Below are 25,137 nucleotides of genomic sequence, written 5' to 3' on the forward strand. Positions count from 1 at the left end.
GACACGTCATCCGACGCCGATGCTCGGTGCTCGGTCGATGACCAGCTCGTGCTCGCGCTCGCGCCTCGCGGCGGGACCGGCGAGTGCGTACTCGATGTCGCGCGAAGGCTTCGGCCGTCCCCCGCGTTGCGGGCGTGGTCGATGCCGGACAGGCGCTGTTCGGCCGGTCGTCCTCGCGTCTCGGTCGCTGAGCCGCGGTGTTCTCCAGAGCTGCTCGGGATCCCACCAGGCCGGCCCTCGCACCTGCGGCACGCCGGAGTCCATGCGGATCTCCCACCCCGATCCGTCGAGCGAGCGGTGATGCCACCAGCACAGGGGCACCCCGTTGTCGGTGTCGGTCGGCCCGCCTCGCGAGTGTTCGGTGACGTGATGGATCTCGCACCACCCGGCCGGCACGTGGCATCCCGGGATGAGGCACTCCTTGTCCCGGGCCACGATCGCTCGACGCTGGTGCACGGTGAACACGCGGCCCATGCTGCTGATCCCGACGATGCGCCCTCCGTCGAACACGACGCGTTGGATCGTGCCGGAGCAGCCTGTCTGCGCCGCGACCCGTGCGGGCACCTGTGCATGCGAGTGTCCGTGCGCCCCCGGGAGTGATGCCGCTCCGGATCCGCGCTCGAGATCCGCGACGTCCATCGTGACGACGAGGGTCGGCGCCGCGCCACCGAGCGTCGGCATGTCCTTGTGGCGTGCGGCGATGGCAAGGGCCGCCGCGAACGCGTCGTGCCGCTTCTGCAGCGGCGTGCGGCCGTCGATCACGTTACGCGGATCGGTATTGAACGGGTCTGCGGCCCCACCAGGATCTGCGCCCTCACCAGCGCCCGCGCCAGGATCAGCGTCAGCGTCAGCGCCCGCGCCAGCGCCAGCGCCCGCGCCAGCGCCCGCGCCAGGATCAGCGTCAGCGTCAGCGTCAGCGTCAGCGTCAAGGAACGCCACCCGTGGCTTCGCCGGCCCCTCGCCCGCCGGGTTGTTGATCGCGTCGAGGACGGTCTCGAGCTGCGCCGCCACTTCGGGCGACAGCCACCCGCGGATCGGCCGCAGTCCGTCGCGCAGACGACCGATCGTGAGCCCGCGCCGGTGCTGTGCGTTCGCATCGTCGGGCTCTGCGCCGTCGGGATCGAGCACCGCGACGAGCGCATGCGCGAGGATTCCCAGGTCGTCGGTCGTCGGGATCGGCGCATCAGCCCCACTGTCACGATCCGCGTCGACGCCCTTTCCGGCATCCGCGCTTCCATACCCACCGCGTGCGGCGTCGGCGAGGCACTGATCGGCGCTCGCTCGCTCATCGGGGGTCAGGCGGTCTCGGCATCTCTCGACCGGAGTCGTCGCCGCGAGCATGCCGGCGACGCTCACTCTGCCGTCGAGCATAGCTTCGCGGAGTTCGGGCCAACGCGCGGGAAGCCGCTCACCGGAGAGCAGGTTGACGTCGCGGCGCACGAGATCGACGACTTTGCCGATCCGGGCGGCACCTGCAGCATCCGTCGACAGCGTGCGTTGCAGCAGCTCGCTCGTGGACCGACACCCGGCACCGTGCGAGAGGTCGACGGCGTCGCCCGTCGCGACGGTCTCGACGATCATGGCCTCGAGGCGCCGCAGCGCGGCACCCGCCGTCGCCAGGATCTCCAGCCGTTCGTCCGATGACACCCCGGCCAGGGTGTCGTCGCCCAGCATCGCGTCGAGATCGTGGACGACCTGAGCGAGACGAGAGCAGGAACCGGTGGGCATGCCCCCATCCCAGCAGGAGCCACCGACATTCGCACCGGCTTGAGCGCCGATTTTTCCCAGCTCAGAGAGATATTCCGGAACAGCACGCTCCCGATCGAACTCTCGCCGCTCAGGACTCCCAGTTGTCGGCGAGCTTGCCGAGAAGGCGGGCGAGTTCGACCCGCTCCTCGTCGGTGAACGCGGCGAGCGCCTTGCCCAGCGCCTCGCGTCGCTCGCCACGCACACCGCGCACCAGCGATCGCCCCTCGTCGGTCAGCGCGATCCGGGTGCGGCGCGCGTCGTCGGGATCGGCCTCTCGGCGCAGCCATCCGTGCGCGACCCCCTGCTGGACCAGGCGCGAGGCACGGGGCTGGTCCACGCCGATCGCGGAGCCGAGATCGCTCACGCTGAGCGGGACGGATGCCGCGGCGAGCGCCTCGAGCATCCGCATCCGAGCCGGTCCCCCGAAGCGCCCCGAGGGGTCACCCATCCACGGCGGCATGCCGGGATGACCGGGCCGACCAGGGTGGGCGTGCTCGAAGTGGTCGGGGTGGGGTCCGCCGTGCCAGCCGTGCGGTCCGCCACGTCCACCAGGGCCGCGTCCTCGATCGCCGGCTCGACGGCCCCGCAGGCGCGCGAGAGCGCGGGCGATGGCTTCGGCGGGGTCGTTCTCGGAGTCGCTCACGCCTCGATTTTACATGCGACTTGACATGCATTCGTGACGCATGTCACACTACATGTACATGCACTGTGACAAGCACATGCTCACTGACATCAAAAGGACACCACTTATGAACACCTCAGACACTCAGAACCCCGAGAACACTCCGAACCACGACCGTCCGTTCGGATACTGGCTCAAGGCGGTCGACCGCCTCATGGCCGCCGAGTTCGCCACCGCCTTCGACGGCGAGCACGCGAGCCGCCGCGATTGGCGCCTCCTGAACGCCGTTGAGGGCACGAACGCGCCGCGCCGCCCGCTCTCCGCACACAAGCTGCGCGGACTCGTCGAGCGCGGATGGATCGTCGCCGACGGCGAGGGCTGGACCCTGACCGACGAGGGGCGTGCCGCCAAGGACCGCCTCGGCGGCATCGTCGACGGCATCCGCGCGAAGGTCGCAGACGCCGTCTCACCGGACGACCTCGCCACCACCGTGGCGTCGCTCGAGCAGATCGCGCGCGCCTTCGGCTGGGACGAGGAGACCCCTCTCCCCCACAAGCGCACGCACGGTCGCGGCTTCGGACGCCGTCACGGCTTCGGCCCGCGTCATGGCTTCGGAGGCCGCGGGTTCGAAGGCCATGGCCGCCCGTTCGGCCCCGGATTCGGTCACGACGCTGGACCGGATGCCGAGCACGGCGACTGCGGACACCGCGGCCACCCCGGTCACGACCGCTTCCGCCGCGGACGCGGCGAGCACCGGTTCGCCGCGCACGAGTCCACCGGCCACGCGCACGGCTCACATCACGAGCACGGCTCAGACCACGCGCACGGCGACATCCCCGGCGAGCACCGACACGGCGGACGCGGTTTCGGCGGACGCGGCTTCGGCGCACACGGACACCCGGGACACCCTGGGGCCCGCATGGCGCAGCACGCCTTCGAGCGCGGCTTCGACGCCGGCTACTCCCGCGGGCGCGACGCCTGACGGTGCCCATCCGGACGACCCCGCCCCACGGCATCCATCCGGAACGACCCGCCTCACGGCATCCATCCAGAACGCCCCCTCTCCGGAGGGGGCGTTCGGCATCCATGACCGGCGCCGGGCGGCACCGGCGACCCCGGCATCCGCCCTATCGCAACGCGGGGAGGATGACCTGGTCGACGAGCTCCGCGACGGCCTCGGGTTCGAGGGCGCGGCGACGCAGGCTCACGCTGCCGAAGGCGGCGGTCGGCACTATCCCCGCGATGACCGCGATGGGAGCATCGGCCCGGACCTCCCCGCGATCGCGCCACCGTTCGATCACACGCGTGAGCACGGCGACCGGAGGCCCTCCGATGACGCGGTAGGCGACCTCACGGAGCTCCTCGTCGCGTCCGATCTCACTGAGGATGCTGGCGAGCACGTTCGCAGTGCGCTCGTCCGCCTGGGCGAAATGCAGCGCAGCCGCGAGCAGATCGCCCCGCAGCGTGCCGGTGTCCGGTGCGTCCGTCGTGACCTGGAGCGCGCGGACCGCCGCGACCACGAGCTCGGCCTTGTTCTCCCAGCGGCGGTAGATGGCGGATCGTCCGCATCGCGCACGCTGGGCGACCGCCGCGATCGTCGTGCCGGCATAGCCGTTCTCGATCAGCAGCTCGTGCACGGCGGCGAGGATCGCGGCCTCGACGCCGGGATCGCGCGGACGACCGGCCGTCCTGCTCGCCTGAACCGCTTCCATGAGTCCCCATTGTATATTCCGGGAACGAAGAGTACCGTTACATATCGGTACCGGTCGGTACCGTATTGGATCCGTCGATCAAGGAGCTGTCATGGTCACCACCGTCCCCGCCGAGCAGGCCGCGACGCGGTCCCGCACGCGCACCATCCTCACCCTCGTCACGGCGGCCGTCATCGCGGTCGCCGCCAACACCGTCGTCGCGGCCGTCGCCGTCGCGACCGGAGCCCCGGCGACCTACGGTCCGCTCACCTTCCCTGCCTACGGCCTTTTCACCGTGATCGGCGTCGCGCTCGGATGGTTCGGGTGGTCACTCGTGCAGCGCAAGGCCCGCGACCCGCGGCGCACTCTCACGATCCTGGTGCCCGCCGTCACGGTCGCGTCGTTCCTGCCGGACGTGCTGCTGCTCGTGCTCGGATTCATCCCCGGCACGACCACCGGCGCGGTGATCGCACTGATGGTGATGCACCTCGTCGTCGTCGCGGTCGCCGTGCCCGCATACGCCTTCGCCTCCCGCATCCGCTGAGCCGGGGCCGGCAGCTGAGGAGGTGCGCCGGTGTCGGCCGGCGCGGGCGCAGGAGAAGACGCCGGCGCAGGACATTTCCGGGGGATGCCCCCTACCTCCGCGTCATCCCCTACCCCGGCGCGAGGGTGCCGGCCGGCGCGGGCGCAGGAGAAGACGCCGGCGCAGGACATTTCCGGGGGATGCCCCCTACCTCCGCGTCATCCCCTACCCCGGCGCGAGGGTGCCGGCCGGCGCGGGCGCAGGAGAAGACGCCGGCGCAGGACATTTCCGGGGGATGCCCCCTACCTCCGCGTCATCCCCTACCCCGGCGTCATCCCCTACCCCGGCGCGAGGAGGGCGGATGCCGTCGCCAGCACCGACCCGGCACCACCGCTCGACCAGGGGAAGGAGGTCGTCGTCGCGAGGAACACTCCGACGGCGACGGCGCCGAGCAGCAGCAGGATCAGCACCGCGAAGATCACGCCGGACAGCACCCGGTAGCCGCCCGAGGTGGGGACCTCGGGTGCGATAGACGGCTGAGCCCAGTCGTCCGCGGCGGCCGCCGGACGGTCGCCGGACGGCTGGGCCGCAATGGAGGTCGGACGGCGGGAGGACCGCAGCTGCGCCTCGGGCGGAGGCGGCGGGATCACGTCATCCGCGGGCAGGATGTCGGGCGGCGGGGGCACCGCCGCCTCCGAGGCCTCCGGCACCGACGGGGCCTCCGGGATGAGGCCGTCGGGGATCGGCGTCTCGGGCGGGGGCGGCGGCACGACCGCATCCGTCGTCGGATCCTGCGGGTTCGTGCCGTCGCTCATGTCAGCCTCCCAGCGCTCCCACGTCGGTCACTCCCACGTCGGTGCGGTGGAAGTTCTGGAACGAGCGGGATGCCGTCGGCCCGCGCTGTCCCTGGTAGCGATTGCCGTACGGGCCGGAGCCGTACGGGTTCTCGGCCGGCGACGTCAGACGGAAGAAGCAGAGCTGACCGATCTTCATGCCGGGCCACAGCTTGATCGGCAGGGTCGCGACGTTCGCGAGCTCCAGCGTGACGTGCCCCGTGAAGCCGGGGTCGATGAATCCGGCGGTCGAGTGCGTGATCAGGCCGAGGCGCCCGAGCGAGGACTTGCCCTCCAGGCGCGCCGCCACGTCGTCGGGCAGCGTGACCTGCTCGAAGGTCGCGCCCAGCGCGAACTCGCCGGGATGCAGGATGAACGGCTCGTCCGGGTCGACCTCGATCAGCCGTGTGAGCTCGGGCTGGTCGACCGAGGGGTCGATGAACGGGTACTTGTGATTGTCGAAGAGGCGGAAGTACCGGTCCAGCCGGACGTCGATGCTCGACGGCTGGATCATCTCCGGCTCGTGCGGTGCCAGGCCGATGCGGCCCGTGGCGAGTTCGGCCCTGATATCGCGATCGCTGAGAAGCACGGCACCAGCCTAGTTGCCACGCCGTGACCGCGCTTTGGCCATGACGTGTCGGCCGGGTAGGCTTGCGATCACCCGCTCCTCGGATGCGGGTGCGGGGCTGTAGTTCAATGGTAGAACTTCTGCTTCCCAAGCAGACAGCGCGGGTTCGATTCCCGTCAGCCCCTCCGCATGTGATTTCCAAAGCTATCCCGGATAGTCTGGAGTCACTCCAGACTGGAGTTCTCAAGGACTTCGAGCCTTCTTTCCACGCCGCGAACGAGAGAATCGCGAATCCGGTCCAGGCACTGCCGTGACGACGCGGGTCAGCTGACCGCGTTGCACTCGAGAGTGCTAGCGCAGAACTCGGAGAGCGGGCTGATGCGCGGTGTCCACGATGACGTTCTTGCCGTCTTCGAAGGGGGCTTCGTCATCACTGACGAAGAGCACGGGGACGGTGTGCTTGTACAGCTCTGCCGCGACCAGGGCGCCGGTGACGATGATGGCGTCACGTGACCCCAGAATGATGGCGGCTGGCCCGGCACCCGACCGGATGAGTTCCGCGAGAACGCTCGATGACGAACTCGACCCGCGGCCGGTCATGACCAGGATGGAGTTAGAGAGGTTCCGGCCACGGTCAGGGTGATGGAGATCCACGACCGTGCCGCTCTCGTCCACTCCACCCCAGAACGACAACGGGGCGCGCAGTCGAAGCAGCGGTCCAATGGCGACTCCGTCGAGGAGGACGTCAATCATGCGTCCTCGTCTGCGAGAACAACGCGCCCAGCGCGTGCGGAGGCGACGCACTCGGCCATCGACCCGAGAACAACCTCCACGCCGATGTTCGCGGGCGCGTAGTGTGCCCACTTCCCGGAGTTGGTCATCACTCGCCTGCTGGTCGGGGACAGCATGGCGGTGACGTATGTGCACGTGTCGACCACGATCCGGACACCCGCATGTCGAAGGATCTCCGCGGCACCGGACTCTTCGGCAAGCGCCAGTTGACGGCGACTGGTCGATACGAATACGTCCACATTCTCTTCCGGCGGCGGACCATCGGCGAACAGTGCGGCAAGTCGCGTGATCTCGTCGAACGATGCATGGGGCGTCCCGATGCTCACAGCGTCGATGGGACCATCTTCGAACGTGGAGAGCTTTCGCCGAGCTCGGCGTATCGTCTCCGCGTTCACCTTGACCCCCTTCTCCGGGGGGTTGCCGTGCAGCGCTGCCGTGAGGGTGGGGGCTTCAGGCGTGCGACCGACGACATGGAACATCCCCACGCCACCTGCGGACGCCGCGGCCGCACCGAGAGCCTTGAGCTGATCTTCGGACGCGTCGGCAGGAAGCCCGACGAACACCGGGTTCTTCGACCCGCTGATGGTTCCCGCGATATACCCGAGAGTCGGCCACAACGTCTCCTCAGCCAGGTCTTTGTCTGAAAGCTCCGTGCAGTCGAAAATGACCTGCCCACGGCGCGCGGGGGTTGCCTGCAACCCAGATAATGGGGCACGCCCGGTGATGGCGGCAGCGATGTCGAGGAAGTCGCCGTAGCGGTCCGTACGCGCGCCGAGCACGCTGTTCGCGAAGACAATCGCGTTCGATTCGGCCCACGCGATGTGTTCGCCGAATCGTGGGCGGTCGGGAAGCTGGTAGGGCGCGCACGTCCAGCTCGCTGTGCAGCCCATGGCGAGGTACGCGGACATGAGCTCCCGCCCGCCTTCGGCTACAGTCTTCTGCTCCTCCGTATCTGTCCTCACGTACTGAGGATGGAGCAGGTCCATGGATCCGACGTTGAGTGTCGTGGGGATGCGCACCTTCGCCCCAAGTTCGACCAGGCGGTTCGCGAAATCCAGACTCGCCTGCCCGTGGAACAGCGCGGAATCGATGTGCGCTGAGGACACCCGGACCAGACGAGGCGCTTGCAAGGTCTTCGCGAGTCGCACGATGATCCGCATCGCCAGAGCGACCGCTTCGCCATCTCGGCCGGCGAGCATCGACTCCTCATCGTCGGTGAGAAGGAGAGCGACTGCGCCTGTCATGCGGCGCTGTCGAAGTCGGTGGCAGCGACGAGACGCTGGGTGTACTCGTGGCGCGGATCATCGAGCACGGATGCGGTGGACCCGCGTTCGACGATCTCGCCACGCAACATCACCACGACCTGGTCGGTGACTTGCCGGACCACACCCAGGTCGTGAGTTATGAACAACAACGACGTCCCCAGCTCCTCGTTGGCTGAGCGCAGGACGGAGAGGATCTGTGCCTGCACGCTGACATCCAGCGACGCGACGGGTTCATCGCACACGATGAGGTCAGGGCTGACCGCCAGGGCGCGAGCGATGGCGACACGCTGGCGCTCACCACCTGAGAGCGCGCTCGGCCGCCTGCGCGCGTAGGACGCCGGCAGCCGAACGAGTTCGAGCAGGTCGGACACCGTCAACGACCTGGACGATTCCGCTTTCGACAGTGCCTCTCGCAGTGCGGAGCCGACGCGATGGGATGGGTTCAGAGACGTATACGGGTCCTGGAAGACGCATTGCACAGCGCGGCGGACCGCATGCCGATCCGTCCGAGACATCGCGTCGTACGAGGTCGCGTCTCGACCACCGACGATGATGCGCCCGGACGTGGGCTTTTCGAGTCCGAGAACGCAGCGTGCGAGAGTCGTCTTCCCCGATCCGGACTCGCCGATGATGCCGACGCTCCCTCCCCGTTCTACGGTCAACGACACGTCGGCGACGGCGCGGTGACCGGGGTGTCGTTTGGTGCCGAAGGTCTTCTCCAACGACTCGATGACGAGTGCCGGCTCGTCGTTCATCGTCGACACGAGCGAGGCGATGGGTTGCACGTCGACGTGCTCGCCCGCCTTCGAGTCCGCCAGGACCTCATCGCGGATCTCCTCGATCCGCACGCATGCGGTCTCATGTCCGTCACCGATGCTCCGAAGCCGCGGTGACCCGGCGATGCATTCTTCCGTGACCCACGCGCACCGGTTCGAGAACGCACAGTGATCGACCGTCTCGTGTGCGGGCACGATGGACCCGGGGATACTGTCCAGGATCACCGCCCGCGTTTTGCTGCTCGGGATCGACCGCAGGAGCCCTTCGGTGTACGGGTGAGCTGCTCCCGCACGCAGAGCGTCGCCGTCCGCGCGTTCCAGGATGTTCCCGGCGTACATCACCATGACCCTGTCGCTGTAGGTGAAGCCGAGCTGGAGGTCATGTGTGACGAGGATCACCGACATCCCCCGGTCCCTTTGGATCTGTCGAATGAGGTCGAGGATCGCCCGCTGAGTGGTCGCGTCGAGCGCCGTGGTCGGCTCGTCAGCGATAAGGATCTCGGGGTCTTTCGCCATCGCCGCGGCCAGAGCCACACGTTGACGCATACCACCGGAGAGTTGGAACGGGTAACGGCCGAGAACACTCTGGTCCGTGATCTGAACCTCAGCGAGCATGCGGCGAACGGTCGCATCGACGTCGGCCTTACGACGGTCGGCAGGAAGGGATTCGACGAGGTGGGTACGGATCGTCTGCAGCGGGTTGAGGATCGTGAAAGGGTCCTGCATCAGGATGGAGACGGCTTTGCCACGCACTTTTGCGAGATCCCGTTCCGCCGCCCCGATGAGCTCTTGCCCGTTCACTTTCACTGACCCGCGCGCCTGAACTCCGGCAGGCAGGAGCCCCGCGATTGTGCGCACGGTTATCGACTTGCCGCTGCCGGATTCCCCGACCAGGCAGAGCGTCTCTCCTCGGTAGAGGTCCAGGTCGGTGTCGAACGTCAACGGGACAGCGTTCCCGTCTCGTTCAGCAGATAGCGAGAGACCGCTCAGCTGTGCCACGATCTCTGTCGTGTCGGTCGCTTTCATCGGGAGCTACCTTCCTTCGAGACCTTGCTGTACCAACGATCCGCTGCGAGCGTCGCGGCGAGGCCGACGATGATGAGTGCGATGGAGGGCGCGAGCGACCCCCAGATGTTGGTTTCGAGGATGGACCGATTCTCGTTAATCATCAGCCCCCAGTCCGGCACCCCGGGGGGCACACCGAGGCCGAGGAACGACAATCCCGACAGGCCGACGAGCGCGCCGACGAAACCGAGCAGAAGGTTCGCCACCACAGTGGGGGCGACGTTGGGCAGCACGTGTCGGAACACAATCACGGGCTCGCTCACATCGAGAGTGCGCGCGGCCTCTACGTACGGCAGTGTTCGTTGGACGAGAGTGACGCTCCGCACCAACCGGGCTTCGATGGGCCATCCGAAGATCGTGAACATGGCGACGGCGACCCAGTAGCCTCCGTCGAAGACACCGACGACGACGAGGGTTGTCAGCAACATCGGGAACGCCCACACCAGGTCAGTGACGCGCATGAGGAAACTGTCCAGCGCACCGCCTCGGAAACCGGCGACGAGACCGACGACGGTGCCCACAAGCGTGGCCCCGATGGCGACGACGACAGCACCTAGGATCGCTGTCTGCGCGCCAGCGATGAGACGGGAGAACACGTCCCTGCCCAGGTCATCGGTCCCAAGCAGGTGTTCGCCGCTGGGTGCGGTCGCGCCGAGCACGATGTCCTGTGTGTTCGGGTTCAGTGGAGTGATGAAAGGACCCGCCACCGCGCACACTCCGGCGACGGTGAGGACGAGGACACAGAGAACGGTGAGGAGGGTGACCTTCGGGCGACGCGCGCGCTCTTTCGCCATCTGCGTGACGATGCGTTGAGTGGTCATCGCGGGCCCCCTGTCATCCGGATGCGCGGATCTACGACGGCATAGAGAATGTCGACGATGAAGTTGAAGGCGAACACGATGGTCGCGAGAAGGATTGCGATGGCTTGGACGACGGGCATGTCTTTCGAGCGAATGGACTCGACGAGGAGGGATCCGAGGCCGGGGATGGAGAAGATGTTCTCGATGAACACCACTCCACCGAGGCTTCCGGCCAAGAGTAGGCCGGTCACGGTGAGCACGGGCAGCATGCTGTTACGGAAGGTGTACGCCCCGAGAATCCGCGAGTTCGTGAGTCCTCGCGCTCTTGCGAACGTCACGTAGTCGGCGCTCTCGACCCCCAGAACGCTGGCCCGCATCTGTCGGGCGACGACAGCGAACTGCGCGATAGCGAGTGTGATGGCCGGCAGGAGCAGATGCCAGAGCCGGTCCACGAAGCCGTTGCCTGCGCCGAACACGGGAAAGATGCCCAGGGCGATCCCGAAGATGTAGAGCAGGATCGTCGCGGTCGCGTAGACCGGAGCGGCGAGGAACACCACGGACATGCCGCTAATCAGCACGTCGGCGATCTTCCCTTGGCGGAGGCCCGCAATCATCCCGAGCGGGATCGCCGTGAGAAGGACGAGCACGATGGCCATCACCGCGAGCGTGGCGGAGATCTCCAGGCGGCCACCGATGACGGTGGTCACCGGCTGACGTTCGACGATGGAGGACCCGAAGTCGCCGGTGACGGCTCCGGTCACCCACCGCCAGTACTGGGCGAGGAATGGGTCGTCGAGGTGGAACTGCTCTCGGATCGCGGCTAGCGTCTCCGGTGTTGCAGGTTGACCTTGGAGGAGTGTGCGTTCGACTGATCCGGGCGCGAGGTACAGAAGCGCGTAGACCAGGATCGACACCACGAAGAGCAACGCGACGGTCTGCCCGAACTTCCTCAGGAGATAAAGGGCCACGAGAGATGCTTTCTTCCTCGAAAACGACGGTGGAGGGAGCGGGCGGGTACGTGCGCACCCGCCCACTCACTGAGATCACTGTGCGGCAGTGACTCGGTGAATCCAGTCCGCGCCTCGGGGCGCGAAGTCCTCGTAGCCCCACTCGTTGCTGAGGACCAACAGCTTGTCCTCGGTGTAGAGCGGGACGTACGGGACATTCTCGGCGAGATCCTGCGAGATCGCGACGATTGCGGCCTTACGTTCGGCTTCATCGAGGGAGGACGCGAGGGTCGCGAGGTTCTCGTCGACCACGCTGCTCGTGTAGCCGCTCGTGTTCGAGCCACCCAGAAGGTTGCGCAGCGCTTCCCACGGGTCGGAGGATCCGTAACCGGTGTAGATGGGACGCATCCCCTGCGGCTGGTCGATCTGACCGATCTCGTCGTAGAACTGCTCCGCCGACACCGGCTTGCCGTTCAAGGTGATGCCGATCTCCGCGAGGTCGGCCTGCAGGACCTGGAAGACGACCGAGTCGTACTCTGCGAACGTCACGTCTGCGGTGAACCCGTCGGGGTATGCCGACTGCGAGAGTTCGTCCTGCGCCGCCGACAGATCGTTGCCGTAGACGGTGATCTGGTCGGTGAGCTCGCTGCCGTCCTCCCCGAACATGGCCTCGAGCTGCAGTATGGTCATCAAGGAGTCGGCCGGCGCACCGTTGCCTTTCAGCTGTGCGGTGACGAGATCGTCTTTAGACACTGCGTAGGCAATTGCCTTGCGCACATGGACGTCGTCGAACGGTGCCTCCCGCACGTCCAAGGACAGGTACTCCATGGCGAGGCCCGGTGCGAGCGTCGTAGTGACCGCATCGCTCGACTCGTACCGCTCCACGTCCGCGAGGCTGGCTTCGAACGTGCCGTCGACCTGCCCCTGGGTCAGGGCGATGCGCATGGTTTCCGCGTCAGTGATGGTCGTGAAGGTGACGCTGTCCGGAGCCGGCGCCTCACCCCAGTAGCCGTCATAACGCGACAGCACGGTGTCACCGGTCTTCGAGAACGACTCGTACTGGTAGGGCCCGGTCCCCATCGTCAGAGCTTCCGGATCGCCGAGCGCGTCGCCGGACTCTTCGACGTATGCCTTCTGGACGATGAACCCGTTGGTCGCGAGACCGACGGGCAGGAACAGGGGGTCGACTTCGGACAGCGTAATCGTGACCTCGTCGTCGCCGGTCACGGTGGCGCTATCCAGCGCGGTGAAGTTGTAACTGATGAGCGAGGAGTCCTCAGCCACCCTGTTGATGGAGAACGCGACGTCGTCTGCCGTCATCGGATCCCCGTTCCAGAACGTTACGTCGTCACGCAGCGTGAAGACGTACGTCTTGTCGTCGGGGCTGGTCCACGACTCGGCGAGCCACGGTTCGATCTCTCCTGCATCGGACACGTGGACGAGTGTCTCCAGCGCCGCTGCTTGCACGGTGTAGGAGACCGCCGAGATGGCTTTGGTGTTGTCGAGACTCTGCGGGGCGGAGACCAGCGCCCAGGTGAGTTCGGTGGCGGCCGCATCCGGTGTGGATGCACCGGAGCAGCTGGACAGAGCGAGGGCGGCGACGATGCCGACCGCGGCTACAGCGGAGACCCTTCGGGCGGGCATTGAGGATGTCATGCCGTGACGGTAGCACGATTGGGTGTAATACCTCACTCTTTTTTTTCGCGTGCTTTGAAGTGAAACCAGATCGCAACTTCCCGTAACCTCGGTGAAATCTTCGCGACTCCGACCAGGGAGCTATGGAACGTGATACCGTTCGAGGCGTAAGGCCTCACTAGAATCTTGGAGGACAAGGTGACCTTGACACTCGATTGGTCGGACGAGACTGTCGGCACCGCAGTGCAGCAGCAGAGCTACCGAGCACAGGCGGCAGCCATCCTCCGATCCCAGATCGTCTCCGGACGACTGGAAGCGGGCACGCTGCTCTCCATCGGTTCTGTGGCGGAGCGCTTGAAGGTGTCCATCACGCCGGTGCGGGAGGCGCTTCACGACCTGGCGAAAGACGGACTCGTCGAGATGCGCAGGAACCGCGGGTTCATCGTGCGGCGGCCGACACCGGACGAGCTCGACCAGATCAATGAAGTGCGTGCACTGTTGGAGATCCCGGCTATCCGCACCATCACCCAGCGAGGCCTCATCGATGACTACGCCCCGCATCGTGAGCTGTGTGTGCGAACCCGCGGATACGCGATGGCACGGGACTGGTCGTCGTTCGTCGCCACCGACCGGGAGTTCCACCTGGGCCTGCTCCGAGGACTCGGTAACGACGAGCTCGTCACCATGGTCGGCACGCTCCGTGACAGAAGCCGCCTGCTGGGCCTTGACCAGATCGGCGACAGCGTGACTTTCGATCGGTCCCTGCAAGAGCACGACGACCTTCTCGAAGCAATGGCGGCGGGGGACGCTGACCGTGCAGCCGAGATCATGGCGACGCATCTCCGACACGTCCGCGGACTCTGGGCGGGCTTGGACGAGAGCGATGCCGGACATGAGCACTGAGGATCGCCTCGCCGGCGCAATCGCGCTGGAGCCGGTGATTGATGCGGTGCGCGACGCGTTCGTGAGCTTCCACAACGACGAGTTCGACCTGCCCGTCCGCACCTCGTTCGGCAACGGTCGAATTCTCACCATGCCCGTTCATCATCGGCCGAGCAGCACCGCGGCCGTGAAGGTGCTGCGCATCGATCCTGCGCGCGACCCTGCCATCTCCGGAGCTATCGTGTGGACAGCGCCCGACGGGGAACTCGTCTTCGACGCGGCGGACATCACCGCAGTCCGCACCGGCGCAGTCAGCGGCGTTGCGACTGACCTGCTCGCACGCGCGGATTCCGCGACCCTCACGATTATCGGCGCCGGAGCTCAGGCGTTCCACCAGGTCGCGGCAGTGGTCGCGGTACGAGCGATCCAGGAAGTCCGGGTGGTGTCCCGCACTCCGGCACGGACGACCCGGCTCGTGGACAGGCTACGAGCGCAGTATCCCGACGTGCGGATCACCGTTCCCACCGATCTCGGTCAGGCCCTCGCCACCACGGATGTCCTCACGTGCGCGACATCGGCACTGCATCCTGTGTTCAGCGCCGACGATCTCCCGAACCACATCCACATCAACGCCGTGGGTTCCTACCGCCTGGACATGAGGGAAGTGCCGGCAGACGCGTTCACCGACGCCGACATCGTCGTCGATGACTGGGAAGCCGCGTGTGAAGAAGCCGGCGACCTCATGGCCGCGCTGCGGAGCGGACAAGCGAATGAGGAGGGTGTCACCGAACTGGGCGCCCGCCTGTCAGCGCAGCAAGGCGCGCGCTCGGATCGCACCATCTTCAAATCCGTGGGCCTCGCCATCCAGGACTGGGCGGCCGCGTCCGCCATCGCCCGAAACCGCACTCATCACGTCAAGGACAACAATGACTCTGCCTCACACCCTCCCCGCGCTGTCTGAGGTCAAACGATGGCTCAGTGCGATGAGCGTCGAAGATCGGTTCCTTCAGGTCGACGAGATCGACAACGGCTTCGCGCTGCTCGTGGCGGAGGCGCCTGACGTCGCCTCGACCCGGAGGATCGGTACCTCTCGACTCGGTGAACCTCTGCTGTTGACCACCGTCGGCTCTGGTCACCGCGATGCGGTTGTCGTGTCCGGGGTGCACCCGAACGAGGTCGCATGCTTTCAGACGGCGGCACAGCTCGCGCGCCTCGCAACGTTCGACGCCGAGTTCCGAGCGGCTTACGACTACACCTGGCATTTCGTGCACAACCTCGACCCGGACGGCAGCCGTCTGAACGAGAGGTGGTTCGACCGTCCTGGCGATTTCGACGCGTACACGAAGGACTTCTTCCGACCAGCCCCGGACGCGCAACCTGAATGGACGTTCCCGACGGCATACCGGGACGCGTACTTCGACCGGATGCTTCCAGAGACGCAGGCGTTGGCTCGGGTGATTGATGAGCTTCGCCCCGAGCTCTACGTCAGCCTCCACGGCTCTGAGGCAGGGGGTGCGTACTGGTATGTGTCCCAGTGGGACCCCGAACTCATGCACGACCTTCATGACGTCGCACGGTTCGCGGGTGTCGACGTCGACCAGGGCGAGGCGGAGTCGGCGCACATGACCCAGCTCGCCGATGGCGTGTACCTGGCCTCTCGTTTCGCGGCTGAGTACGACGCGGCCGTGGCGGCGGAAGAAGACCCCACGCTGGGGTTCCTCGGATCGTCGTCCACGGAGTATGCCGCCGCTCACGGTGCTGCGACGCTGATCCCCGAGGTGCCCTACTGGACGCACGCGGTCACCCCCACGGGTAAGACCTCAGAGTCTCATGCCTCCATGCTGTCTCGCACCGCCCAAGCGCTCGGGGATGTGGCCTCGAGTCTGAACGCGCAGATGGCTCTCGTCCGGGCGGACATGACCATCCCCTCACCTTTCTGGTCCGCGTCCGAAGCGTTCATTCCCCTGATTGCCGAAGATGCTGCGTCCGACCTTCGCCGTGTGGCGGTCTCGACGGAGGACCGTCCGGCAACCGCGGCGGAGACAGCCAGCCGTGAAACCCGAGTGCGCGGGTTCGTGCTGCGATATGGCGGGATGTTCCGCCGTGCGCTCAAGGTGCAGGTCGACGCCGGGCTCGCCAGCCCGGCCGTGCGCACAGCCCTCGCTACTGTGTCCGCGCTCGTCGACGAGTGGCTGAGACGGGGCGAACCCGTACCGCTGAAACCACTGAGCGTGAACGCGATGGTCATGCTGCAGGCCGGGTCCGTGCTCGTCTTCGCGAACGAAATCGCGCGCCGCCGGAGCACCGCTGCGCTCGCACACAGTTGATGGATGCCACCACCGCGGCCCGGTACGCGACAACGTGTGCCCGCGCGCTCCGCACGACGTACCCCTACGAGGCCGGACATCGGTCACTGAGCGACGCGGACTGCGATGTGACACCTGAACGCCTCCATCCCGCGTTCCACGGGTCTTTCGATTGGCACTCGAGCGTGCACATGCAGTGGTCACTGGTCACGCTGATGGGGACGCATCCTGACAGCGCCCCCGAGGGCGCACAGCAGCTCCTGGACGACCGACTTCGCCCCGGCGCTATCAGGGCAGAAATCGCGTACCTGCGACGCAGGAAGACGTGGGAGCGTCCCTACGGATGGGCCTGGGCATTGACCTTAGCCACGCAGATCCTGGCGAGCACGACCCCTGCAGCAGCACAGTGGACCCCTGCTGCTCGCCTGCTGGCGGATGCCGTCGTCGAATTAGCCGGAGAGTGGCTTCAGTCCGCCCCTCGCGTGATCCGTCATGGTCTCCATCAGAACAGTGCGTTCAGCCTTGCGCTCCTGCACGACGCGGCCGATGCCGGCGGGTACACCCACCTGCTGAGCGCCATCCGCGACACAGCGTCCGGGTGGTACAGCACCGACACAGACCTGGACGTTCGATTCGAACCGTCAGGTTCCGACATCTTCTCGCCGGCGCTGAGTGAGGCGGCTCTCCTGGCACGACTTCTCGACACTTCCGCCTACCGGGAGTGGTTCGAGCGACTTCTGCCGGGATTCGGTCGGTCACCGCATCCGCTTCTCACTCCGCCCGTCGTCGAAGACACCGACGACGGGTCAGCGACCCATTGGTCAGGGCTGGCCCTGTCTCGCGCCGCGCAGCTGGATATCATCGCGTCCCGGCTGGATGACGAGCGCACCGAACGTCTGCGAGCATCCGCTTCACATCACCGAGCGGCAGCTGCCGGGGTCATCAACGACGGCGACTTCATGTCGACGCACTGGCTCGTATCGTTCGCGCTGCTTGCAGATCATGCGTCCGGCCTGGAACTTAGGAGCTGACATCAACGATTTCACGGGCGTCCGGGTCGCGGTGTTCGGCGGGACCGGCGGTATCGGCGCCGCGACCGTCACGACACTCCTGGAGCGAGGAGCGTCAGTACTGTCCGTGGGGCGCTCCCCAGGCGACACCACAGTGGTCGGTGATGTCGCCGATGACCAGAGCATCGCGCACGCTCTGAACGAGATCGAGCGGCGTCTCGGCGGCCTCGATGTGCTCATCAACGCTGCCGGGCGCGGGTCCTCGGCCTCGTTCGTCGACATGTCCCGTTCTGAGTGGGCCGAGCTGCTCGACGTGAATGTCATCGGCATGGCGAGGACTACCGCGCTGGCGCTTCCCTTCCTTCGACGCTCCGAGTGTCCAAGTATCGTGAACGTCTCCTCCATCCTCGCCGCTGTGGGTGTCGCCGACCGCGCCGCGTACTCCGCCAGCAAAGCCGCCGTCGCCTCCCTCACCAGGTCTCTCGCGGCCGAGCTGGTGCCCGACGGGATCCGGGTGAATGCTGTTCTGCCGTCCACCACGGAGACGGCCTGGGTGCAGCGGCTCGTCTCCTCAGCACCGGAACCCGAGGACGCGTGGAACGCACTCGTCGCTCGTCAGCCTTCCGGAAAGCTGGTGCAACCCGCAGAGGTCGCCGAAGCCATCGCGTACCTCGCGAACCCGGGTGCAGTGTCGACGACCGGCGTCCTCCTCCCCGTGGACGGCGGGGTGGCCAGCATCCGTCGATAGGGTTACGGCTGCGCTGATGCGGCGACGTCCTCGGCCAAGGCGATGAGCGTTCGGCTACCGACTCCCGTCGACCCCAGTGGGGTGAACCCGTATGGCTTCGCTCGGTTGATGGCCGGGCCGCAGATGTCCAGGTGTCCCCACCGGGGAACGGCGTCTGCGCGGGAGACGAAGTGCTGCAAGAACAACGCCGCGGTGAGCATGCCCCCGGGCCTCTCAGCTTTGTTCGCGATGTCAGCGACCCGCGAGCGGAGACCGTAGCCGAGATCGACGGGCAGCGGCATCCGCCACACGCGTTCGTCCGCAGCGGTGGCAAGACGGGAGAGGTCACCTGCGAGGTCGTCGTCGTTGGCCATCATTCCGCTGACGCGGTCGCCGAGCGCGATCTGCTGCGCTCCGGTGAGAGTCGCGATGTCGACGACGATGTCAGGACCCTCGGCCGTGGCTTCGATGATGGCGTCCGCGAGGACCAGGCGTCCTTCTGCGTCTGTATCCCGCACTTCGACGGTCGTCCCGTCGCGAAGAGTGATGACGTCGCTCGGTCGTTGCGACGTCCCCGACGGGACATTCTCTGCGAGCGCGAGCCAGGCCGTGACACGGACAGGCACCTGCAGACGTGCGCAGGCGAGGACGGCGGTCAACACAGCTGCTGCGCCGGACATGTCGAAGTTCATGTAGTCGAGTTCCGACAGTTTCAGGTTGATGCCACCGGAGTCGTAAGTGATCCCTTTACCGACGAACGCGAGGTGGCTTCGGGCCGACCCCTGCGGGGTGTAGTCGACGCGGACGAGCGCCGGACCGTGCTCGCTTCCCTGGCCGACCCCCACCAGGCCACCGAAACCTCCCCCACGCAGGGCCGCCTCGTCCCACACCTTGACATCCAGGCCGTCACGATCCGCGAGTTCGCCTGCCAGCTTCGCGAACGATGCCGGGTAGAGCAGGTTTGGCGGCAGATCCACGAGAGTGCGGGTCATCCGCGTCGCGCGTGCCGCCTCCACCGCGGACGTCACCTCTGCGGGGTCGAGGGTCATGCCTCCTGCCAGCACGTCGATCTCAACGGTTCCGCCATCACCGCCCTCGGCCTCGCGGTGAAGTCCCGGGTAGACGAAGCCTCCGAGCAGGGATCCTTCGATGATGGCGCGCACGTCCGCGGCATCGCTCACCGGGAGGGCGAACGTCACTGCGGCGATTCGAGCGGATGCGCGGGCCGCGGCCCCCGCTGCTCGACGCAATCTGACGGCACTGGTCGCGGACGGGTCATCGTCGTCCAGTCCGACGAGGACGATGTAGTCATAGGGGCTGCTCCCGGGTGCGTTGACCACCGAGGCCGTATCCGCCCACGTTGCTGCCAGGACGCCGGCGGAGCGGGTGAGAGAGTCCCGGGTGCGCGCGTCGAGCTGGTTGCGCGGGTCCAGCGCTTCCGCCTGCCCGTCTGCGACGGTGATGCCGATGACGACCCCTGAGCCTTCCGCGGAAGGCGCGGGACCGTCGACGGTGACAGTCGGGAGCTCGCCGGCCCGCAAGACGAGATCGATGGGTGAAGACATCGTGGTAGGTCCTTTCAATGACTCTTATGGATCACGGCGTCGGCGCCGACCATCCCAGGGAATTCGAGCTGATCTGTCGTGTCCAGGCCGTCCTTCTTGGCGGGTCGTTGGGCGATGTACGCCCCAGCGATGACCAGCACCCCGCCGAGGATCTGTGCCGCTCCCAGACCTTCACCGAGCAGCAACCAGGCGATGACGGCCGCGAAGACGACCTCTACGTACGCGATGGCACCCCCGATGACCGCGGACAACCGTCGCACCGCTGCCCCTTCGAGGAGATACGCGAAGATCGCGCAGATGAGCACGAGCCAGAAGAACGGAATCCAACCGGACACGTCGTTACCCGCGAGCACCACATCTCCGGTGAGGACGTGCCAGGGGAACGTCCAGGGAAGGGTCGTCACGCTCAACAGCACGGCAGCGACGGCTGTACCGGACGCTGTCATCACCAGGACGTCGGATGAGTCTTTGAGATCTTCGATGAGCAGGAAGTATGCGGCCTGGCAGACGGCGGATCCGATTCCCGCGAGCACACCCCACACGTCGAACGCCAAGCCCGTCCACACTTCGACGACGACCACGAGGCCGAGCAGCGAGATGGTGACGCCGATGACCGCGGAGCGCGGAACATGCGTGCGTCGAACGAACTTCGTCCAGCCGATGATGAGAAGCGGGCCGGAGAACTGCAGCAGGATCGCGACCCCGACCGGCAGCAGCGACGTCGCGTAGAAGAAGAGGGTCTGCGACGCGGCCATGCCGACCGCCCCGTATGCGATGAGCAGTCGCCAGGAGGATCGCCAGGTTGCCGCCAGCGCCTTCCCTCGCAGGATGATGACGACGGGAAGCAGAATCAGTGCGGCACCGGTGAGCCGCATCCACGACGCCTGCTGAGGCTCGAGGCCTGCTTCCATGAGTGACTTGGCGACCGGACCGGAGGTCGCGAATGCCGCACAGGCGACGACAGCGAGGATCAGCCCAACGTTTCGTGTCCGGCTCATGCCGTCGCCGTCGACAGCAGCGCCCGACCACGCTCGAGAAGCGGATGCATCCATTCTTCGATCTCCGCGATGGTGCGTGGGAGACCGGCGCTGAGGTTGACGGGCCCGTCCTCCGTCGCCACGATGTCGTCCTCGATGCGGACGCCGATACCGCGGAACTCGGCAGGAACAGACAGATCATCCGCTTGGAAGTACAGTCCCGGTTCGACGGTGAACACCATGTTCGGCCGGATCGTTGCGCCCCGATAGTTCTCGGGGCGAGACCCAGCGCAGTCATGCACGTCCAGGCCGAGGTGGTGACTCGTCGCGTGCGGCATCCACCGGCGGTGCTGCTGTCCGTCGTCGGAGAGCGACTCTGCTGCTGTGACCGGCAGGATGCCCCACTCTTCCAGTCGTTCGGCGAGGACGGTGACCGCAGCATCATGCGGGTCCTGGAAGGGCCTGCCGACGACGGCCGCGGCGATGGCCGCATCGGCGGCGTCGAGCACGGCCTGGTAGACGAGGCGCTGCACGTCGCTGAAGCGTCCTGAGACCGGCATCGTCCGCGTGATGTCGGCCGTGTAAAGCGTCTCCAGCTCCGCTCCTGCGTCCAGAAGCACCAGGTCGTTCGCGCGGACGAGGCCGTCGCAGGCGTCCCAGTGCAAAGTGGTGGCGTTCTCCCCGGCGGCGGCCGTTGACCCGTAGCCGATGTCGTTCGCTTCGATACGCGCGCGCCCCAGGAACGCCCACTCCACCACGCGTTCACCCCGAGAAACGCTCACCGCTTTCGGCAGCGCCTGGACTACATCCGCGAACCCTCGGATGGAGACGTCCACGGCTTTCTGCATCTCTCCTACCTCCCAGAGCGTCTTCGTCAGGCGCATCTCGTCAAGGGCAGTAGCGAGCGCGTCGCTTCCCGCCTCATCCACGTTGACTGCGCCTGCGGCGAGAAGACGATCCACTGCTGGAGCGACATTCGGCACGACCTGTACGGAGCGCCCGACACCGGTGAGGTATTCGACCAGTCCCTCAATCGGACGTACGGGCACGTTGAGGGCTGTCTGCAGTTCCGCCATCGACGGGCGCCGCCCCGTCCAGTACTCCCCGGCTCCATCGAGGTAGAACGCTTCGGTCCCCGGCCCCATCGGCTCCCGCTGGAACAGCACAGCCTCGCCACCGGCGAGTACGAGTGCCGAGTCCGGGTCGCTACGGACGCCGAGCCCGGTGAGGTGAGCGAATCCGGTGTGCGGTCGAAACACATAGGTGACGTCGTTGGAGCGGACCTTCGCTGAGCCGCTCGGGATGATCAGGACCGTGTCTGGGAACTGCGCTGCGAGTTCTCGACGACGCACCGCTGCAAGTTCGATGGCATCGCGATTGAACCCCCAGTCGGGTTGCGTCGCGGCCCAGTCCTCGGTCATCAAGGCCGATAGGGCGTCGGTCCGGCGAGGATGCGTGCGGGTCCGTGAGGCGCTTGTCGCGAGGTTCTCGTCCGTCATTGCGCATCCTCCTTGAGTGAACGGTAGCCAATCGAGAGTAAGGTATCACACCTTGAATTCTTCGAGTACTCGCAACTAAGGTACTTTCGGGGCCGCCGTTGGCGTGCGCGTCGACCCGTTTCGGCAATACCTTACTTTGAGCAGAGGACGTTCATGGCTATCAGTGCGCTGGACCTGTATTCGATTGGCATCGGGCCGTCCTCGTCGCACACGGTGGGCCCGATGCGAGCGACCCGCCAGTTCGTGGACGAGCTGCGCGAGACGCGCGTTCTCTCGCGCGTGGCACGCGTGAGAGTTGACCTTTTCGGCTCCCTCGCCGCCACGGGGCGCGGTCACGGCACGGACACGGCGGTGGTGCTGGGCCTTGTCGGCGAAGACCCGGCAACCATCGATCCTCACGGCGCAGCTGCGCGCATCGACGCATTCTGGGCGTCAGGTCGAATCGAACTGGGCGGCACACACTCCATCCTCTTCACCCGTTCCGATGTCGTGCTTCATCTCGGACGGTCGCTGGAGGGGCATCCCAACGCCCTGACAGTGACGGCGCTCGGCGTCGAGGGCGAGACGATCCGCGAGTCGACGTTCTTCTCCATCGGCGGGGGATTCATCGTCGAAGATGGTGTGCCTGATGCTCCGGACGACGTGGTCGCGGTCGGGCATCCTTTCACCACGGCCGCGGACCTCCTGGACGTCTGCGACCGCAGCGGTCTCGCAATCAGCGAAGTGATGCGCATCAACGAGCGGGCATGGCGCAGCGATGACGAGACATCGCTCGGCCTCCGGGAGATTTGGGATGTGATGGCCGCCTGCGTTCACGCCGGCAGTCATACCGACGGCGTCCTGCCCGGCGGTCTCAACGTTCCCCGGCGCGCATCCCTCCTCCGCCAGCGTCTGGAATCGGATGGCGAGGCTGCCCATCACCTCCACTACATGGACTGGGTGAGCGTCTACGCGATGGCGGTCAACGAGGAGAACGCCGCCGGCGGTCGCGTCGTCACGGCGCCGACCAATGGCGCTGCGGGGATCATCCCCGCAGTGCTCCAGTACTACGTGAACTTCTTCCCTGACGTGGATGCCGAGAGCATCGAACGATTCCTGCTCACCGCGGCCGCCATCGGCATCGTCATCAAGTCCACGGCGTCCATCTCTGGAGCGGAAGTCGGCTGCCAGGGCGAGGTGGGATCCGCCTGCGCGATGGCCGCGGGGGCTCTGTGCGAGGCGTTCGGAGGCACTCCGGCTCAGGTCGAGAATGCCGCCGAGATCGGCCTTGAGCACAACCTCGGACTCACCTGCGACCCGGTCGGCGGCCTCGTACAGATCCCGTGCATCGAACGCAACGGTATCGCTGCGGTGAAAGCCATTCAGGCCGCAAGACTCGCGATGCACGGGGACGGAGTGCACCGGGTGAGCTTGGATCAGGCCATCCGCACCATGCGGGACACCGGACGCGACATGCTCACCAAGTACAAGGAGACCTCCCTCGGCGGGTTGGCAGTCAACGTCGTCGAATGCTAGGCGATCTATCTGCATCCGACGACATCATCACAACCCACCGGGTGCTTGTCGCAATGGGACTGTACGAGAAGACCCGCGACGAGGCGGAACGCGCGGCGACCGAGGGTTGACGGTGGTGCGCGCGGCGCCTGGGCACCGTGTATGGCGCCCATCAAGCACGCCGTTGTTCTTTTCACCCGTTTCCCCTTACGCCACTCGCCGGATACCGCAATCGATAGACATTTTGACTCCTGGCCTGGGTTTACCCGGGCGCTTTTGTCTGGAGTAGCTGTGGAATAGACCAGTTCGAGAGACCAGGAGAACGGCGGAAACTTCAGTCCGGACTGCGGACCCTGGACAGGTCTCCAGTCCGGGATAGCTTTGGAAGTGACACCGCATGTGACGTCGCTCGAGACCCCGGAGCCTCTTGAGGTGGTTGCGGAGCTGAGCCCTCGTGAAGGGTGCCAGCCGCAGGAACCACCGGTAGAGGATCGGCGCGCGGTCCGGCAGAGGGTTGAATGGAGCGCATGACGACTCCGGACACCTGGCTCATCACCGGCGCGAGCGGCGGACTCGGCCTCGCGCTCACAGAGCGCGCCCTGGCTGCTGGGCATCGCGTGATCGCCGCCACCCGCCGCGGTGCACTCCCCTTCACGCACCCGCGGCTGACCGTCGCGCACCTCGACCCGGTCGACAGAGACGCCTGCCGCCGGGTCGTCGAGGACGCGCACGGCACGACCGGCCGCCTCGACGTCGTGGTGAACAACGCGGGCTACGGCCTGGTCGGCGCCGTCGAAGAGGTCGAGGAAGCCGAGGCTCGAGCGATCCTCGACGTCGATCTGCTCGGCCCGCTGTGGATCACTCAGGCGGCTTTGCCGTTCCTCCGCGACCAGGGCCACGGGCACATCGTCCAGATCTCGTCGACCGGCGGAGTCGGAGCCGCGCCGATGCTCGGCCTCTACAACGCCGCCAAATGGGGCCTCGAGGGCATGACGGAGGCTCTGGCAGCCGAGGTGCGGGCGATGGGGATCAGGGTCACCCTGGTCGAGGTGAGCGCGATGGACACCGGATGGGCGACCTCGGGCATGCGGTTCAGCACCCCGCACGCCGCCTACGACGGGGTTCGTGAGCAGCTCTTCGGCACCAGTGCGGTCCCCTGGCCGAGCGAGCCGGGCGCGACAGGTGGCGGAACCCCTCCCGTCGACATCGCGGACGGCATCCTCGCGCATGTGGCGGCAGACGACGGCCCGCTGCGTCTCGTGCTCGGCGACGGCGCCGCCGAGCAGATCCGCGTGGTGCTCGCCCGTCGACAGCAGGACTATTCCGGGCAGCCGGGATTCCGCAGCGGCGCGGGCGGCTGAACCGTCGGGACCTGGACCCTCCACTGTTCTGCTGTTATGGTGTCTATATA

23 protein-coding genes and 1 tRNA gene are annotated in these 25,137 nt (G+C 66.7%); 10 read left to right on the forward strand and 14 right to left on the reverse strand.

The genetic code is table 11. The annotated features are described in order from the left end of the window. Nucleotides 1–6: 6 nt before the first annotated feature. Nucleotides 7–1,728, reverse strand: coding sequence for an HNH endonuclease signature motif containing protein (locus tag AKH00_RS16595; protein WP_050723893.1), 1,722 nt, complete (start codon nt 1,726–1,728; stop codon nt 7–9). A gap of 109 nt (nt 1,729–1,837) precedes the next feature. Beyond that, the gene (locus tag AKH00_RS18355) at nt 1,838–2,392 is read right to left on the reverse strand and encodes a MarR family winged helix-turn-helix transcriptional regulator (protein WP_235556817.1); all 555 of its coding nucleotides are present in this window, start codon (nt 2,390–2,392) and stop codon (nt 1,838–1,840) included. Between the two features lie 106 nt (nt 2,393–2,498). Here AKH00_RS18355 and AKH00_RS18205 point away from each other — a divergent pair, with 106 nt between their 5' ends. Further along, nucleotides 2,499–3,353 (forward strand): MarR family winged helix-turn-helix transcriptional regulator, encoded by an 855-nt coding sequence (locus AKH00_RS18205; protein ID WP_050723896.1) that lies wholly within the window; start codon nt 2,499–2,501, stop codon nt 3,351–3,353. A gap of 145 nt (nt 3,354–3,498) precedes the next feature. Here AKH00_RS18205 and AKH00_RS16615 read toward each other — a convergent pair whose 3' ends face one another. Then, a complete protein-coding gene (locus AKH00_RS16615) occupies nt 3,499–4,083 on the reverse strand; it encodes a TetR/AcrR family transcriptional regulator (RefSeq protein WP_050723897.1) in 585 nt (194 codons plus the stop codon). Between the two features lie 91 nt (nt 4,084–4,174). On the opposite strand from AKH00_RS16615, the gene AKH00_RS16620 reads away from it, so the two are divergent. Beyond that, nucleotides 4,175–4,606 carry a DUF6069 family protein gene (locus tag AKH00_RS16620; RefSeq protein ID WP_050723898.1) on the forward strand — a complete coding sequence of 144 codons (432 nt, stop codon included), beginning with the start codon at nt 4,175–4,177 and terminating at the stop codon, nt 4,604–4,606. Nucleotides 4,607–4,923: 317 nt separating this feature from the next. Here the strand turns inward: AKH00_RS16620 and AKH00_RS16625 are convergent, their stop codons facing one another. Both AKH00_RS16625 and dcd read right to left on the reverse strand, forming a co-directional pair. Further along, nucleotides 4,924–5,400 carry a hypothetical protein gene (locus AKH00_RS16625; RefSeq protein ID WP_050723899.1) on the reverse strand — a complete coding sequence of 159 codons (477 nt, stop codon included), beginning with the start codon at nt 5,398–5,400 and terminating at the stop codon, nt 4,924–4,926. 1 nt (nt 5,401) lies between these two features. Further along, nucleotides 5,402–6,007: a dCTP deaminase gene (dcd, locus tag AKH00_RS16630; RefSeq protein WP_050723900.1), complete on the reverse strand. Its 606-nt coding sequence runs from the start codon at nt 6,005–6,007 to the stop codon at nt 5,402–5,404. A 93-nt stretch (nt 6,008–6,100) separates the two neighbouring features. Here dcd and AKH00_RS16635 point away from each other — a divergent pair. Then, nucleotides 6,101–6,171: transfer RNA gene (locus tag AKH00_RS16635), tRNA-Gly, on the forward strand. Nucleotides 6,172–6,337: 166 nt separating this feature from the next. Here AKH00_RS16635 and AKH00_RS16640 read toward each other — a convergent pair. From AKH00_RS16640 to AKH00_RS16665, 6 genes are all read right to left on the reverse strand, one after another. Next, nucleotides 6,338–6,739 (reverse strand): aconitase X swivel domain-containing protein, encoded by a 402-nt coding sequence (locus tag AKH00_RS16640; protein ID WP_082297697.1) that lies wholly within the window; start codon nt 6,737–6,739, stop codon nt 6,338–6,340. Continuing rightward, complete coding sequence (locus AKH00_RS16645; RefSeq protein WP_050723901.1) at nt 6,736–8,022, reverse strand: aconitase X; 1,287 nt, start codon at nt 8,020–8,022, stop codon at nt 6,736–6,738. Before AKH00_RS16645 ends, AKH00_RS16640 begins: the two co-directional genes overlap by 4 nt. Next, nucleotides 8,019–9,761 carry an ABC transporter ATP-binding protein gene (locus tag AKH00_RS16650; protein WP_200903886.1) on the reverse strand — a complete coding sequence of 581 codons (1,743 nt, stop codon included), beginning with the start codon at nt 9,759–9,761 and terminating at the stop codon, nt 8,019–8,021. Before AKH00_RS16650 ends, AKH00_RS16645 begins: the two co-directional genes overlap by 4 nt. A gap of 80 nt (nt 9,762–9,841) precedes the next feature. Further along, a complete protein-coding gene (locus tag AKH00_RS16655; protein WP_152926235.1) occupies nt 9,842–10,705 on the reverse strand; it encodes an ABC transporter permease in 864 nt (287 codons plus the stop codon). Beyond that, complete coding sequence (locus AKH00_RS16660) at nt 10,702–11,718, reverse strand: ABC transporter permease (protein ID WP_200903887.1); 1,017 nt, start codon at nt 11,716–11,718, stop codon at nt 10,702–10,704. Before AKH00_RS16660 ends, AKH00_RS16655 begins: the two co-directional genes overlap by 4 nt. A 9-nt stretch (nt 11,719–11,727) precedes the next feature. Next, nucleotides 11,728–13,287 (reverse strand): ABC transporter substrate-binding protein, encoded by a 1,560-nt coding sequence (locus AKH00_RS16665; RefSeq protein WP_082297698.1) that lies wholly within the window; start codon nt 13,285–13,287, stop codon nt 11,728–11,730. Nucleotides 13,288–13,452: 165 nt separating this feature from the next. On the opposite strand from AKH00_RS16665, the gene AKH00_RS16670 reads away from it, so the two are divergent. The 5 genes from AKH00_RS16670 to AKH00_RS16690 are packed head-to-tail and all read left to right on the forward strand — an operon-like array spanning nt 13,453 to nt 18,212. Further along, on the forward strand, nt 13,453–14,169 hold the full coding sequence (locus AKH00_RS16670; RefSeq protein ID WP_200903888.1) for a GntR family transcriptional regulator: 717 nt from the start codon (nt 13,453–13,455) through the stop codon (nt 14,167–14,169). Then, complete coding sequence (locus AKH00_RS16675; RefSeq protein ID WP_161804408.1) at nt 14,159–15,109, forward strand: ornithine cyclodeaminase family protein; 951 nt, start codon at nt 14,159–14,161, stop codon at nt 15,107–15,109. The genes AKH00_RS16670 and AKH00_RS16675 overlap by 11 nt, the downstream gene beginning before the upstream one ends. A gap of 22 nt (nt 15,110–15,131) precedes the next feature. Continuing rightward, on the forward strand, nt 15,132–16,475 hold the full coding sequence (locus AKH00_RS16680) for a M14 family zinc carboxypeptidase (protein ID WP_050723906.1): 1,344 nt from the start codon (nt 15,132–15,134) through the stop codon (nt 16,473–16,475). Beyond that, nucleotides 16,475–17,485: a DUF2891 family protein gene (locus AKH00_RS17715; RefSeq protein WP_082297700.1), complete on the forward strand. Its 1,011-nt coding sequence runs from the start codon at nt 16,475–16,477 to the stop codon at nt 17,483–17,485. Before AKH00_RS16680 ends, AKH00_RS17715 begins: the two co-directional genes overlap by 1 nt. Beyond that, on the forward strand, nt 17,457–18,212 hold the full coding sequence (locus AKH00_RS16690; RefSeq protein WP_152926245.1) for an SDR family NAD(P)-dependent oxidoreductase: 756 nt from the start codon (nt 17,457–17,459) through the stop codon (nt 18,210–18,212). Before AKH00_RS17715 ends, AKH00_RS16690 begins: the two co-directional genes overlap by 29 nt. Nucleotides 18,213–18,214: 2 nt before the next feature. Here the strand turns inward: AKH00_RS16690 and AKH00_RS16695 are convergent, their stop codons facing one another. Genes AKH00_RS16695 through AKH00_RS16705 form a run of 3 tightly spaced genes read right to left on the reverse strand, consistent with a single transcriptional unit; the run spans nt 18,215 to nt 22,232 of the window. After that, nucleotides 18,215–19,756 carry a leucyl aminopeptidase gene (locus tag AKH00_RS16695; protein WP_050723908.1) on the reverse strand — a complete coding sequence of 514 codons (1,542 nt, stop codon included), beginning with the start codon at nt 19,754–19,756 and terminating at the stop codon, nt 18,215–18,217. Between the two features lie 14 nt (nt 19,757–19,770). After that, nucleotides 19,771–20,754, reverse strand: coding sequence for an EamA family transporter (locus tag AKH00_RS16700; protein WP_050724045.1), 984 nt, complete (start codon nt 20,752–20,754; stop codon nt 19,771–19,773). Further along, on the reverse strand, nt 20,751–22,232 hold the full coding sequence (locus tag AKH00_RS16705) for an aminopeptidase P family protein (protein ID WP_050723909.1): 1,482 nt from the start codon (nt 22,230–22,232) through the stop codon (nt 20,751–20,753). The genes AKH00_RS16700 and AKH00_RS16705 overlap by 4 nt, the downstream gene beginning before the upstream one ends. A gap of 153 nt (nt 22,233–22,385) precedes the next feature. Between AKH00_RS16705 and AKH00_RS16710 the strand changes: the two genes are divergently transcribed. Both AKH00_RS16710 and AKH00_RS16715 read left to right on the forward strand, forming a co-directional pair. Beyond that, a complete protein-coding gene (locus AKH00_RS16710) occupies nt 22,386–23,747 on the forward strand; it encodes an L-serine ammonia-lyase (RefSeq protein WP_050723910.1) in 1,362 nt (453 codons plus the stop codon). 506 nt (nt 23,748–24,253) lie between these two features. Further along, nucleotides 24,254–25,087, forward strand: a complete 834-nt coding sequence (locus tag AKH00_RS16715) for an SDR family NAD(P)-dependent oxidoreductase (RefSeq protein WP_050724046.1) — start codon at nt 24,254–24,256, stop codon at nt 25,085–25,087. Nucleotides 25,088–25,137 lie beyond the last annotated feature (50 nt).

Source organism: Microbacterium sp. GCS4 (assembly GCF_001262495.1).
GTDB lineage: Bacteria > Actinomycetota > Actinomycetes > Actinomycetales > Microbacteriaceae > Microbacterium.

Excerpts from the sequence above, each read along its gene's own strand:
- AKH00_RS16665 (WP_082297698.1), bottom strand. The coding sequence starts at position 13,287 with ATGACATCCTCAATGCCCGCCCGAAGGGTCTCCGCTGTAGCCGCGGTC.
- AKH00_RS16710 (WP_050723910.1), top strand. The coding sequence starts at position 22,386 with ATGGCTATCAGTGCGCTGGACCTGTATTCGATTGGCATCGGGCCGTCC.
- AKH00_RS16675 (WP_161804408.1), top strand. The coding sequence starts at position 14,159 with ATGAGCACTGAGGATCGCCTCGCCGGCGCAATCGCGCTGGAGCCGGTG.
- AKH00_RS16615 (WP_050723897.1), bottom strand. The coding sequence starts at position 4,083 with ATGGAAGCGGTTCAGGCGAGCAGGACGGCCGGTCGTCCGCGCGATCCC.
- AKH00_RS18205 (WP_050723896.1), top strand. The coding sequence starts at position 2,499 with ATGAACACCTCAGACACTCAGAACCCCGAGAACACTCCGAACCACGAC.
- AKH00_RS16625 (WP_050723899.1), bottom strand. The coding sequence starts at position 5,400 with ATGAGCGACGGCACGAACCCGCAGGATCCGACGACGGATGCGGTCGTG.
- AKH00_RS16700 (WP_050724045.1), bottom strand. The coding sequence starts at position 20,754 with ATGAGCCGGACACGAAACGTTGGGCTGATCCTCGCTGTCGTCGCCTGT.
- AKH00_RS16695 (WP_050723908.1), bottom strand. The coding sequence starts at position 19,756 with ATGTCTTCACCCATCGATCTCGTCTTGCGGGCCGGCGAGCTCCCGACT.
- AKH00_RS16690 (WP_152926245.1), top strand. The coding sequence starts at position 17,457 with ATGCGTCCGGCCTGGAACTTAGGAGCTGACATCAACGATTTCACGGGC.
- AKH00_RS16620 (WP_050723898.1), top strand. The coding sequence starts at position 4,175 with ATGGTCACCACCGTCCCCGCCGAGCAGGCCGCGACGCGGTCCCGCACG.
- AKH00_RS16645 (WP_050723901.1), bottom strand. The coding sequence starts at position 8,022 with ATGACAGGCGCAGTCGCTCTCCTTCTCACCGACGATGAGGAGTCGATG.
- AKH00_RS16680 (WP_050723906.1), top strand. The coding sequence starts at position 15,132 with ATGAGCGTCGAAGATCGGTTCCTTCAGGTCGACGAGATCGACAACGGC.
- AKH00_RS16705 (WP_050723909.1), bottom strand. The coding sequence starts at position 22,232 with ATGACGGACGAGAACCTCGCGACAAGCGCCTCACGGACCCGCACGCAT.
- AKH00_RS16655 (WP_152926235.1), bottom strand. The coding sequence starts at position 10,705 with ATGACCACTCAACGCATCGTCACGCAGATGGCGAAAGAGCGCGCGCGT.
- AKH00_RS16715 (WP_050724046.1), top strand. The coding sequence starts at position 24,254 with ATGACGACTCCGGACACCTGGCTCATCACCGGCGCGAGCGGCGGACTC.
- AKH00_RS17715 (WP_082297700.1), top strand. The coding sequence starts at position 16,475 with ATGGATGCCACCACCGCGGCCCGGTACGCGACAACGTGTGCCCGCGCG.
- AKH00_RS16640 (WP_082297697.1), bottom strand. The coding sequence starts at position 6,739 with ATGATTGACGTCCTCCTCGACGGAGTCGCCATTGGACCGCTGCTTCGA.
- AKH00_RS16595 (WP_050723893.1), bottom strand. The coding sequence starts at position 1,728 with ATGCCCACCGGTTCCTGCTCTCGTCTCGCTCAGGTCGTCCACGATCTC.